The sequence below is a fragment of the Mesorhizobium sp. M0060 genome (assembly GCF_040323155.1).
Lineage (GTDB): Bacteria > Pseudomonadota > Alphaproteobacteria > Rhizobiales > Rhizobiaceae > Mesorhizobium.
Genome location: NZ_JAMYUP010000037.1, coordinates 25,671 through 37,009, shown reverse-complemented (window position 1 = coordinate 37,009; position 11,339 = coordinate 25,671). Strand labels below are relative to the sequence as shown.

Annotated in this window: 14 protein-coding genes; 5 read left to right on the top strand and 9 right to left on the bottom strand. The window is 59.1% G+C overall.

Annotated features, from left to right (window positions below):
- Positions 1-1,131: 1,131 nt before the first annotated feature.
- From NKJ94_RS26430 to NKJ94_RS26420, 3 genes are read right to left on the bottom strand one after another with little or no spacing between them, the layout of a single operon-like run.
- Positions 1,132-1,989: an amino acid ABC transporter permease gene (locus NKJ94_RS26430; protein ID WP_352529213.1), complete on the bottom strand. Its 858-nt coding sequence runs from the start codon at positions 1,987-1,989 to the stop codon at positions 1,132-1,134.
- Positions 1,986-2,642: an amino acid ABC transporter permease gene (locus tag NKJ94_RS26425; RefSeq protein WP_352529211.1), complete on the bottom strand. Its 657-nt coding sequence runs from the start codon at positions 2,640-2,642 to the stop codon at positions 1,986-1,988. The genes NKJ94_RS26430 and NKJ94_RS26425 overlap by 4 nt, the downstream gene beginning before the upstream one ends.
- A gap of 20 nt (positions 2,643-2,662) precedes the next feature.
- The gene (locus NKJ94_RS26420; RefSeq protein WP_353037869.1) at positions 2,663-2,986 is read right to left on the bottom strand and encodes a type 2 periplasmic-binding domain-containing protein; all 324 of its coding nucleotides are present in this window, start codon (positions 2,984-2,986) and stop codon (positions 2,663-2,665) included.
- Between the two features lie 28 nt (positions 2,987-3,014).
- On the opposite strand from NKJ94_RS26420, the gene NKJ94_RS26415 reads away from it, so the two are divergent.
- Positions 3,015-3,227 carry a PIN domain-containing protein gene (locus NKJ94_RS26415; protein ID WP_502896153.1) on the top strand — a complete coding sequence of 71 codons (213 nt, stop codon included), beginning with the start codon at positions 3,015-3,017 and terminating at the stop codon, positions 3,225-3,227.
- A 19-nt stretch (positions 3,228-3,246) separates the two neighbouring features.
- The gene (locus NKJ94_RS26410) at positions 3,247-3,498 is read left to right on the top strand and encodes a toxin-antitoxin system HicB family antitoxin (protein WP_352474558.1); all 252 of its coding nucleotides are present in this window, start codon (positions 3,247-3,249) and stop codon (positions 3,496-3,498) included.
- Positions 3,499-3,695: 197 nt separating this feature from the next.
- On the opposite strand, the gene NKJ94_RS37630 is transcribed toward NKJ94_RS26410, so the two are convergent.
- Genes NKJ94_RS37630 through NKJ94_RS26400 form a run of 3 tightly spaced genes read right to left on the bottom strand, consistent with a single transcriptional unit; the run spans position 3,696 to position 4,771 of the window.
- On the bottom strand, positions 3,696-3,926 hold the full coding sequence (locus NKJ94_RS37630; RefSeq protein ID WP_502896152.1) for a Y4oE-related protein: 231 nt from the start codon (positions 3,924-3,926) through the stop codon (positions 3,696-3,698).
- Positions 3,895-4,098 (bottom strand): hypothetical protein, encoded by a 204-nt coding sequence (locus NKJ94_RS26405; RefSeq protein WP_352529209.1) that lies wholly within the window; start codon positions 4,096-4,098, stop codon positions 3,895-3,897. The genes NKJ94_RS37630 and NKJ94_RS26405 overlap by 32 nt, the downstream gene beginning before the upstream one ends.
- Positions 4,099-4,120: 22 nt before the next feature.
- Complete coding sequence (locus tag NKJ94_RS26400; protein WP_352529207.1) at positions 4,121-4,771, bottom strand: hypothetical protein; 651 nt, start codon at positions 4,769-4,771, stop codon at positions 4,121-4,123.
- Positions 4,772-4,949: 178 nt separating this feature from the next.
- Between NKJ94_RS26400 and NKJ94_RS26395 the strand changes: the two genes are divergently transcribed.
- Positions 4,950-5,987: an IS110 family RNA-guided transposase gene (locus NKJ94_RS26395; protein WP_352529205.1), complete on the top strand. Its 1,038-nt coding sequence runs from the start codon at positions 4,950-4,952 to the stop codon at positions 5,985-5,987.
- Between the two features lie 425 nt (positions 5,988-6,412).
- Complete coding sequence (locus tag NKJ94_RS26390; protein ID WP_084641905.1) at positions 6,413-6,649, top strand: helix-turn-helix domain-containing protein; 237 nt, start codon at positions 6,413-6,415, stop codon at positions 6,647-6,649.
- A gap of 340 nt (positions 6,650-6,989) precedes the next feature.
- On the opposite strand, the gene NKJ94_RS26385 is transcribed toward NKJ94_RS26390, so the two are convergent.
- Positions 6,990-7,706 carry a pentapeptide repeat-containing protein gene (locus tag NKJ94_RS26385; protein ID WP_352466279.1) on the bottom strand — a complete coding sequence of 239 codons (717 nt, stop codon included), beginning with the start codon at positions 7,704-7,706 and terminating at the stop codon, positions 6,990-6,992.
- Between the two features lie 986 nt (positions 7,707-8,692).
- On the opposite strand from NKJ94_RS26385, the gene NKJ94_RS26380 reads away from it, so the two are divergent.
- Entirely contained in the window at positions 8,693-8,944 is a 252-nt protein-coding gene (locus NKJ94_RS26380) for a DUF982 domain-containing protein (RefSeq protein WP_023722956.1), read from the top strand.
- Positions 8,945-9,293: 349 nt separating this feature from the next.
- Here NKJ94_RS26380 and NKJ94_RS26375 read toward each other — a convergent pair whose 3' ends face one another.
- Complete coding sequence (locus tag NKJ94_RS26375) at positions 9,294-10,289, bottom strand: response regulator (protein ID WP_031195385.1); 996 nt, start codon at positions 10,287-10,289, stop codon at positions 9,294-9,296.
- An 11-nt stretch (positions 10,290-10,300) separates the two neighbouring features.
- Positions 10,301-11,323: a chemotaxis response regulator protein-glutamate methylesterase gene (locus NKJ94_RS26370; RefSeq protein WP_352529203.1), complete on the bottom strand. Its 1,023-nt coding sequence runs from the start codon at positions 11,321-11,323 to the stop codon at positions 10,301-10,303.
- Positions 11,324-11,339: the final 16 nt, after the last annotated feature.

Genomic DNA, 11,339 nt, shown 5'->3' with positions numbered 1-11,339 from the left:
ACTGCGTTCGGCCATTGTCCCCATAAGCCCGGTGTGGATGGCAGGTAGAGGTCAGCCAAAGGCAGGTTGGAATCGCGCTCTCAAGGCATTTGGCCATTTTGCTCAAGGCCGCTTGCCGCAGCGTCCAAAGGCAGCAAGCCGCTTCAAAATATTGCGGGTGTGACCACGGTGGTGACCTGCGCGTAACCCTGGATTGCTACACCAGGACACCAGGCTGGGTAGAGCACAACACTATGCGACGTGAAATCGCCGCGTCGCCCCAGTTTGGCAAGGGAAAATTACGGCGTTCAAGGGGTTCACAGCAGTACGCTCTATACCCGCCCAATGCGCGCCAGAACGGGATTTCTGCTCGTTGCCGTTTTCAACTCGGACCAACTCTGATGGACTCCGGCGAAATTTCGTGCACGCTAGAAACGGTAACCGCTTGGTGACCCGACAGAACTGGCGGGGCGGTTTACGGCATAGTTGCTAGACCCGAGGATAGGGGTAGAGCTCAACACTACTCAATGTGCAATCGCGGTGTCGCCCCAGTTTGGCAAGGTTAGCATATTTTCTGCCGTGTGAACGCACTCAAGAGAGCGGAAACCAGGTTTTCCCGCACTGTCCGCCCAGTCGCTCATAAGCAGGCGCCCTTTGTACGGCAGCCACCGCCGCCTGCCCGAGTATGGACGCCACACCCCTCCCCGAAGTGGTAGCAATATGGTTGCAATTGCCGCCCCTTGGGAATGGCGCACACATTTGATTTTCACAAACGGCCGAAACCCTCGAGGCCATCATCAACGGCCATCCACAGAGCCAGATCGAGGAACTCATGCCCTGGCGATTCCGGAAAACATCAAGCCCAAACCCATAGGTGATCGGCGAGGCGCTTACCTCCTGCCCCCAAATTCATCAGTTAATATTCGCGCGCAGCCATGTAGACCGCGCTTAGAATGATGATCGTGGCACCCACGAAGATCCAAAAGGTCGGCGGCTGGCTGAAGACCAACCAACGGATAACGCTACCGTAGAGGACCTGTACAGATGAGAAGGGGGCAAGTACGGAAGCCTGCGCGAATCTCGCTGCATTAGTCGCGAGTTGATGGCCCACCATGCCCATGACGCCGATCAATCCGAAGGCAGGGTTTAGATTTATGACGCCAGCAACTTCTCATGATGCCTCGACATACGGAATACGCGCTCTCCAAGTAAGAGCGCTGCGAGCAGTCGCGCGACCCCAATGGAAATCAACACGTATATGCAACCCACAACGAAGAACAGCTGCAACGGGTTGTGCAGACTTTGCACCGCGATCTGCGCACGCCGCAGCAGCTCCTCGTAGCTGATTATAAAACCAAGCGAGGTCGCCTGTATCACGACGACGGACTGGGTGATAAGTACCGGTAAGACGATCCGGACCGCTTGCGGGAGCATCACCCTCGTGAAGGTCGTCCAACGGGACAAGCCCAACGCGGCCGCGGCCTCTGACTGACCGGCAGGTACGGCCTTCAGGCCACCCCTGAGAGCCTCGGCCATGATCGCCCCATTGAAGATCGTAAGGGCAAGGACGAGATAGCCGAACTCGGTCGTGGCCATGCCGTACTCCGGCAGAATCCGGGCTGTGAAGAAGATGATCAGCAGCAGCGGGGTCGCGCGGACAACGTTAGTGAAACCCCGCGTCACTTTGCTCGTGACGTTTCCGCCGAGGTAAACGATCGCGGCGAAACCGACGGCCGCGATGCCAGACAAAATGATCGACGCGACCGCGGCGGAGAACGTCGCCTGAAGTCCGGTGCCGAGGAATTTCCAGATCAAGGTGAAGTTCTTGTCCGACGGGTTCAGCAGCGGGGACCACTTCTGCGCCGAGAACTGGCCCGCAAGCCACAGCCGGTAGATCATGATGCCTGCCGCTGCAGCGAACAGCGCGAGGCCAGCTGTGGTGACCAGTCTGAGGTAATGCTTCTCGTCGGGATTGAGCTCGTCGAACATATGGACGGTTCTTTCGCTCATCTTTTCAGCTCCCTTGTTTCCAAGCGCGCCGAGATGATGCTCGCAGGGAGGAGCAGCACGTAATAGGAGCACGCGATCCCGATGAAGACGGGAACCACCGGCCGTCCTTCCGATACCGTCAGCTGATTGGCGAGGCTGAATAATTCGTCTCCCACGCCGAAGCTCCCGACGATCGCGGTGTCCTTTGCCATCGAGGTGAATACACTCGTCAGCGGCGGCAACATGCCTTTCAGTGCTTGGGCAATGGCGATGTGGCGCATCGTAGTCGAAAAATTCAATCCAAGCGCTTTGGCCGCCTCGAACTGGCCCTTTGGTATGGCTTCGAAGCCCGCCCTGACGGCCTCACTCACGTATGCCGACGTGTATAAGATCAAGCCCGCAATTCCGAACGTTAGGTATGAGGCGTTGAATCCGGCCTCAGGAAATCCAAACGCGAGGAAGAACAGAACCACCGTGAGCGGACAGTTCTTGAAGAGCTCGGTCCAGTAGAGTGCCAACTTGTTGAACGCAGGCACCGGACTTATCCTCAATATCGCGACTATCGTACCGAGGATCATCGAGCCAACCCCGGCGATGACAGTCATCCAGAGCGTGTTGAGGAAACCGGACGCGAACCGCCCTAGGTCAGTTAGGTCAGCGTAGAGAAAGTCCATAGGGCAGTCCGCCGATCAAGTTAGAGTGCGTCGCAGTCTTCGAGTTCCGGGAGCTTCGGCACCGTCGGTTCAGCTTGGCCCGCAGTCTTCTTCCAGGCTTCGGCCATGCGGCCATCCGCTTCGGCTTCCTTCAGGGTATCCGAAATGAAGTGGCAAAATGCCTTGTCGCCGTGCTTGATGCCGACACCGAATGGCTGATTTGCGAAGGCTTCACCGACCATTTTGTAGGCACCGATGTCCTGAGACATGAAGCCCATGAGGGTGGCGTTGTCTGCGGCCATCGCTTCGACCTGCCCTGTACGCACGGCATCCAGACACTTGCTCAGGTCGTCGAACTGAACCATCTGATCCTTCGATCCGCTGGCTGAAGATGTGAACGCGTTGCTAGATGCGGTGGCGGCCGTCGCCGAGCCGGTTCGCCTTGTTTTCCTCTGGCGACCCGCCGTTCGCGACCGGGACGACGACATGGTGCTGGAAGCTGCGGTAAACGGACGGGCGGATGCTATAGTGACGTTCAACCTGCGCGACTTCGGCAAGGTGGCCGAGCGCTTCGGTATCATGGTCTGTCGCCGGGTGAGGCGCTGAGACGATTGGAGAGAAAGACATGAGGAGAAGCAATTTCGCACTGCGGCTTCAGCTCTCGCTTCTCGATGAGGCGCGCAAGGTGGCGGAGAGCGAGGGCGTGCCGCTCAACCAGTTCATTAATGTGGCAGTCGCTGAGAAGCTTTCGGCGCTGCGCACGGAAAGCTACTTTCAGGAACGCGCTGCCCGTGCCGACATCCCCAAGGCGCTGCACATCCTGAAACGGGCCGGCAAAGGGAAGGCGCCGATCAAGGGCGACGAACTGCCGGAGTAACCCAGCCTGAGGGGTGGAGCGGTATCGTTCGTATCGCAGCCTTGCCTGCGTCCGAAGCGTCCGCTGGGCCGAAAACTGCCGGTCCAGGCTGGCGCGGCACGCGCCACCGCGAAGCGGCTCTGGCCTTGACGGGCTGGCTTCGGTCCGGCTTCGTCTCGACAAGCGGGCAGTTCTCTTGCCGGACATAATCTCCCCATCTATCGGGAAGAGTCTGGACGAGCCTTGCCGGACGCTGCTTCCGCCACGGCATTGGGCGAACCCGCTTGAAGATGGGCGAATACCCGAAACCAGAATCGATACTCCTGTGTCCGCCCATCGCAACGCGCCGACACGGCGCCCCAGGCGATTGCGGTTGCGGCTGTCTTTCCCCACAGGGCTGTCGCTGCCTCTGCAGCTTCAGGCCACGGTCCATTTGTGCACGGCGGCATCGCGGTTGAAGGCATCCAGCAGATCGGGATCGCTCACCGGCGGATGGTGAGATGCCGCAAGAGTGCTCTGTGCTGGCAATTCCTGGCGGTTGAAGGGTGACGTGAGGCAGACGCTTCGCGCAAGTTGAGGGGTTCTCGGCTGAAGCCGGAAGTTGGGTTGGATGGGCTTCATAGCTCGCCTCCTTCTTCGTCTTTCAGGCGCGGAAACAGCAGCCAGCCCGCCGCTTGCCGAGCTTGCGACGCTGCTCGCCGCGAATGAACTGTTCCGGCATCGTCTGCTCGGCGATGAGCACCAGATCGCTGAGCGCCGAGCGGATTTGCGGCCAAGGGAACACGGAGCATTCCTCCCAGGCTTCGCCCTCGCGCAACACGGCATCGAGCTTGCCCGCCACACCGGCGAGAGTCGTAGCGGGGGTCGTTGAGAACGCTTCCAGCAGATCCTTCGCCCTGTCGCCAGCCTCGCACTCGGCCTTGAGCGCGGCGGTGTAACCAGCCTCCTCGGCAGCTGCATCCCAGCGAGCCTGATGTGCCGCAAAATCAGCTTCGGCCTTCTCGCGGAGAGCTGCCATATCCGGCCCCTCGCCGAGCACTTCATTGAGCGCCTCGATCGAGTGGACCGCCACGTCCTCACCCTCGGGCACGCAGACGGTCGCACAAGGAAAGCCGACGCTCGAGACAAGCCTCGCCTCCAGGCGCTGCTGCTTGCGGCAAAGCCGCTCGGTCAGCTTGTGGGCGGTCTCCCATTCCCGCCAAAGCGCAAGCGCAGGGTCGGGGAGCATACTCGTTGCCGCTGTGTTGCCGACAAGCGCACTTTTCTCAAGCACCAAAGCGGTGGATGTGATCATCCCTCCCGCAAGCACTCGCCTGCGGGTGACGAAAGCCAGAGTCATGCTATTGTCGGAATCAGATGGGGTATTCGGCTCGAGCCCATCTTCAAAGGTGATGCAAAGAGGTGTTGCGCTTCGAGCTGATGATAACTTGGTCTGTCCAGACAGCCACAAGCATCAGGAAAGGAAGCGCAACATGAAGCATTTTGTTGGCCTCGATATCTCGGTGAAGGAAACCGCCGTTTGCGTTGTCGACGAAACCGGCAGGATTTGTCGTGAGGTGAAGGTGGTCAGCCACCCTGACGATATCATTGCGGTGCTGAAGGACTCGACTTGGAACGTCGAACGGGTCGGGCTCGAAGCAGGGCCCTTGTCGCAGTGGCTATTCGAGGGGCTGGCCAGGGCCGGGCTGCCGGTCGTCTGCATCGAAACACGTCATGTGAAAGCATTCCTGAAGGCGCAGCCGAACAAGACAGATCGCAATGATGCGCGCGGCATAGCCCAGATGATGCGGGTCAACCTATTCCGCCCGGTGCACATCAAGACGCTGACGAGCCAGAAGCGCCGGGTGCTGCTGACGGCCCGCAAGATCTTGCAGGAAAAGGCGATCGCGATCGAGAACGACATCCGCGGTCTTCTGCGCAACTTCGGGCTCAAGGTCGGCGCCGTGGGAACGGCGAAGTTCGAGGACCGCATCCGTGAGCTTGTCGAATGCATGCCCGATCTCGAACAGATCATGGAGCCACTGCTGGCCGCCAGGCGGAAGCTGCGCGAGGAATTTGCGCACCTGCACAGACAAGTGCTGGCGATCGCCAGGGGCGATGCTACCTGCCGGCGCTTGATGACGGTCCCTGGTGTCGGCTCCATAGTGGCGCTCGCGTACACCGCGACGATCGACATTCCACAACGGTTCAGAAACTCCAAGGCGGTAGGGCCGATCCTGGGGCTGACACCGAAGCTCGACGAGTCCGGCGAAAGCAAGCGCGTTGGAGGCATCTCACTCTGCGGGGACGGCATGATGCGAACATTGCTCTATGAAGCAGCCCAAGTCATGCTGACGCACGTGAAGAAATGGTCATGGCTGAAGGCCTGGGCGATGAACGTCGCCAAGCGGCGCGGCTTGCGCAGGGCGATAGTCGCGCTCGCACGTCGCCTGGCGGTCGTCATGCACCGCATGTGGCTGGACAACAGCGAGTTCCGCTGGACGCGGGAAACCATGGCGTCAGCCGTGTGACAAAAGGCCGGGAAGAAGAGGTAGAGAGTTCCGCCCAGCGCGGAAGCACGTCCTTCGCGGGACGAAGGATGAGGTGAGTTCGCGATCATGGGCGCACCGGTCATGTCATGCTGGCCAGGACGCGAATCAGATTGTTCCGCCTTATTCTCTGAATCCCATCAAGGGAGGGCCAATGGGCCGATCCCGGAGAGAAGCACGAACCCGCGAATGATGTCAGAAGCTGGTAAGGCAGAAAATGACAAAAGCGCTTGACCCCAAGCCGCCGAATAGAGAAGCCATGATCCGAGCTCCTATCAGCTTGGGTTGTAGTCAGGCTGCTGAGGGTGGTTGCACACCAACAGCAGCCGCTTTCAAGCGAAAAATCGTATCAGCGGTACGATATTGAAAAAGCGGCTATGGATCAAGAATCGTATCACGGTTACGAAATGAATGCAGTTCAGTGCAAAATGGCACGTGTCGCGTTGGGCTGGGGAACTCGAGAGTTAGCCCTAAACGCAAACGTATCTCCCGATACCATCGCGCGGTTGGAAAGAGGCGAACAGCTAAAGAATTCAACCCTCGCCGAAATTCGTGCAGTCTTCGAAGCGGCCGGGATCGAATTCATTCCAGAGAACGGTGGCGGCGCTGGTGTTCGCTTGTCACAGCGTTCCGCTGGCGCATGACAATCGGCTTTTTTGAGCCGCCGCACATGTGCGGCTAGCGGCCCAAATGGGCGCTTCAGCGCCAACAGGCGAACCAACACGTACGTCCGCAATGGGCCTGATCCCGGACCTTCGCACCGAGCTCTCACATGTCCGCTCGCGTGCTGGGTACCCTAGCAGCGGACGGTCTGCTCGGCCCCATTTCTGCCGCCTCGGACCGCGTGGGTAGTGGGAGAAATACGGCCCGATTCCATTCATCCGCTCCCGGCTGTCGCAAAAGTTATATAGCGCAAACGATGACATAGGGGTTCTCAGTTTCATCCTGTCGGGCGCAGCATTGCCGCAGTTCGCTTGCCGACAACTATTCCTGCTGGAATTGACAGGGCCAATCTTCAGGCCTCGTCAAGCCAGAAGGCAACTCGGTCCGGGCGTCTCCGCAAGCCATGTTGAGCTGCCACTGGGACAGACCCACCGAATTGGAAAGGTCGACGCCCTCGATACGGGTCAGAAAGAAAAAGGCGCGGTCAAAGTCTATCGGCGCGGTGAACGTCGCTCCCCGGAAGTCCGCCCGTGCGAGATTGGCAAACGAGAAGCGGCTGCCGCTGATATCGGCGTCATGGAACTGCGCACGCCCCAATTCTGCCTTTGTGAAATCAACATTGGTCAGATTGGCGTCCTGGAAATTCGAGCGCTGTATTTCCGCGCTCGCAAACACAGCACCCTGCGCGTCCATACGGCTGAAGTCGGTCCTGTAGGCCTCGATTCTGTCGAACCGGGCGCCTTTGGCGGTCGAGTCGGCCAGGGAAGCACGCACAAGCGTTGCCTTCTCAAGATTTGCGGCAACGAGATTGCTGTTCCTGAGGTCGGTCGAAGTGAAATCAACACCGAACAGGTTCGCCCCGCTCAGGTCCTGTCCTTCTAGGATGAGAAGCTTCTTGTCACACTCGTGCCAATTGACGCCAGGCGTCGCGGCTGCGTCGCAATTTTGAGCGGCAGTGGCGTTCTGCCAAGCAAACACAGTGCAAACCGCTAGAACCAAGCCGGATGCGCCGTAAGCTCTGGTTCGCCTCAAAGTCATTGTTGCTGGACCTCTGCTACTCGCCGACACTCAACCTTACCACATCTGCTGACACTCGAGCCACGGTGACCACCGCCGTCACAGTTGGCGCATTTCTCATATTCAAGCTTTGATGTTAATCAACCGATCAACCCGCGCGTAGGGCGCGATTTGCGAGCGCCTCCCCATATCATCGGCGGTCCAGCAGAGATTCATTTGTCACAGGCCAGGCGCTTCATTCCGCAGGTATGCTTGACTAAGCCGAGGAGAGCGGTCGTTCAGGATGGCGCGGTCGCGTGCCAAGATTGGCCTCCGCTCTGGACGTTTGTCTCGCTAATGAGGAGCCTGCTCGGGTGCTGATCGCCACCGCCGGCGTCCGCTGCCGACAAGCGTGAATCCGCTTGGTTCCGCACCGATCGGTACTTCCCGACGGAGAGGTTGACCCGGCACGGGGTGCTCGTCGCGTATCCTGATTCCGCTGTCGCATGAACCCCACGACTTCGCTTAGCGAGGCCGAAGTTGATCTCTGCCATCTACCAGGTCGAACCATCAACCCCGCATATTTGTGTCGTAAGTTGACGTGCCGCGAATACCCCGTTTTCGGTAGGCGGGCTCTATGGCGGGCGCCCAACCTATTCTTGTATTTTTATTGATGTAAACAATGACTTATGGCGGTGAGGGAGGATTCGAACTCCGCGCTTGGAAGAGCGTCCTTCTCGTCTTCACCGTGCAGGCCGGTTACTCTGGGCGGCAGAGTGCCTTTCCGCGCTTCGTTTCCGATATCAGCGCCGGCAACTGACCAAGGCATAGCGGGCTCGTAACGATAAGGACGGTTCTCGCTATTTGAGGACCGCAACGGGTTGGCGAGTCTAGTCTGAGCGATCAAGCCCGCGCTCTGGACGAGGTCCCATCCTCACAGAATGTTCGCCCACCGGGACAAACGTGACGCAACGGAACGGATGGTTCACCCGTAAGGTCTTGGGGCGATTGCGAAAGGAGACCAGCATATGACCTGCGAACGAGACGTCGGCACGTTCGAAGAGCCCGTGACGGTTTTGCTGTCCTCGGGCAAAGTCAGTGTTTCGAGCACCCGCGAAGCCGCCGAAATGCTGCTTTACCGCTGGCCCATTGGAGAAACCGGGCGCCGCATCCAGGCTCGCATGGCGTGCATGAAGGTGCTCGGCGGCGGCAGCGCACCGGAGGTAGCGCGCGTAGCATTTCTCAACGCCGCCAAGGAAGCGAAAATCCTGACTGCTTGACATCTCGTCAACGCGTGCCCCACCACTGTCCATCGTGCATCACTCTTGCAGCGGCCATTACATTTGTGCAAACATCGTGCGTCCATCATGCGGAGACGCCGAATGCTTGCGCGAGAAGGCTGGAGCCGCGGATCTGCACTCTACGTCGACCCGCGAGTTGACGCGCTCTGTGGCGAATTCCACGTAGAGATCGTTTGAGGTTCCGGTCCGCGGAACAGCAGTTATCCAGAAATGGAACTGACTTTGAACTGTTTCGCTTGCCCGGTTGACAATCGAGGGGTCCCGTTCGGCGATCACCAAGCCTTTAAACTGCACGAGCTGTAAGCCCGTCCGTAAAACACCCCTACCTTTAGTCGTAATACACGACACGGTCCCGTCCTTCCGACTTGGCGCGGAAGAGCGCCAGATCGGCCGCCTTGATGAGGTCATTTGGCGTGTGGTTCTCATCAGGCACCATGGTTGCAACACCGACGCTGATTGTGACCCGCTCAGAACCGTGTGGAATGCTCAAGGCTCGCACGCTCTGCACGAGCCGCTCGGCCATAGCGCCCGACTGCGCCTGCAAAATATCGACCACCACCACGACGAACTCTTCGCCGCCGTAGCGCGCCGCGAGATCGGTCGAGCGGTTGCAACTGCTTTGGATTACACTGGCGACCTGCTTCAGCACCTCGTCGCCTGCCATGTGGCCATAGGTGTCGTTGTAGCGCTTGAAGTGATCGGCATCGATCATAAACAACGACAGCGGGCTCTTCGTGCGGACCGCGCGCTTCCATTCCGCCGCGAGATATTCATCGAAGTAGCGCCGGTTTCCCAGACCTGTGAGACCGTCAATCCGTGTGAGACGTTCCAGCTCGAGATTCGCGCGCATCAATTGCCGCTGGCTTTCTCGCAGGGCCCTGTATGCCTCCTCTCGCTGAACGTGGTCAAGATAGGCCCGGGAGTGATAACGGACACGAGCGACCAACTCGATACGGTCCGGCAGTTTGACCAAATAGTCGTTCGCTCCGGCCTCGAATGCCTCGCCCTTGATGGCCGGATCTTCTTTACTTGACAGCACGATGACGGGGACAGAATGCGTCGAGGAATTCTTTCGGTATTGCCGTACCAGGTCCAGCCCATCAACGCCCGGCATGACAAGATCCTGCAGGATGACCGTTGGCTTCACTTCGTCGGCAACTGTAGTCGCTTTGAGCGGATCGGTGCAGAAGTGGAAATCTATGTCCGGCTGGTTTGCGAGCGCGCGCCGGACCGCTTCACAGATCATTATCTGGTCGTCCACCAGCAGAACCATTGACGAGTAATTGTCTGCCAGGGGTGAGACGAGATTGGATTTGCCCGTCATAGAATAACCTTTCAGCAAGATCGGCCGCACGCCTCGATTAGGCGCGGGGCGATTGAGTCAAGTGGTAGGATCTCGACAGCGGCACCGATGGCAGCGGCGGCTTTGGGCATCCCATAGACCGCACTCGACGCGCTGTCTTGAGCGATTGTCAAATGCCCTTTGTCGCGTAGCAGCTTGAGCCCTTGGGCACCATCTCTACCCATGCCCGTGAGCAAGACACCGATCACGACACCCGGCCACCACTGCGCGGCGCTCTCAAGGAATACATCTACGGAGGGACGGTAGACATTGTCGTGCGGCTTCGGGGTATAGCCGAGCTTGTGGGCTGACTTGAAGACGAGATGATCAGCCGTGGCCGCAATTAGAACGGTGCCGGCCTCGGGCTCATCTCCTTCGCGTGCAGGACGGATTGGAAGTGCCGCATGCTGGCCGAGCCAGTTTGCAAAACCGGGTACGAACTGCGCATCGAGATGCTGTACGAGAACTATTGCGGCCGTGAAATTGCTCGGAAATGCGCCGAGGATCGCGGCAACAGCTGCCGGCCCGCCCGCAGACGCGCCGATGGCAATAAGGTGCTGTGCCGATGACACAGACGGGGGCAATGTCCGTGTGCCCCAATTTGAAGACGGCGCGTCACGTACGAGTTTGCTGATCGTCGTTATCTTCTTGATAATAAGCTGTGCGGACCGTCCGGACCCCGGGCCGTCAGAGCCGATCGAGGGGATGTCGACCGCGTCAAGCGCACCATACCCCATTGCTTCATAGACACCAGGAATGTTGGCCTCAATGCTCGCCGTGACCAGCAGAATCAGGCATGGCGTCTTCGTCATGATCCTGCGCGTAGCCTCGACGCCATCCATTTCCGGCATCACCAGGTCCATGAGGATCAGGTCCGGGAGGTCTCGTTGGCAGGCCTCTACTGCCTCACGCCCGTTAACGGCGATCCAGGCCACCTGATGTTCCGGGGTTGATACAACCAATCGCCGCAGAAGCTCGACCGCAAGAGGCATATCGTTGACGATAGCGATCCTCATTGGTGGATCCACACGC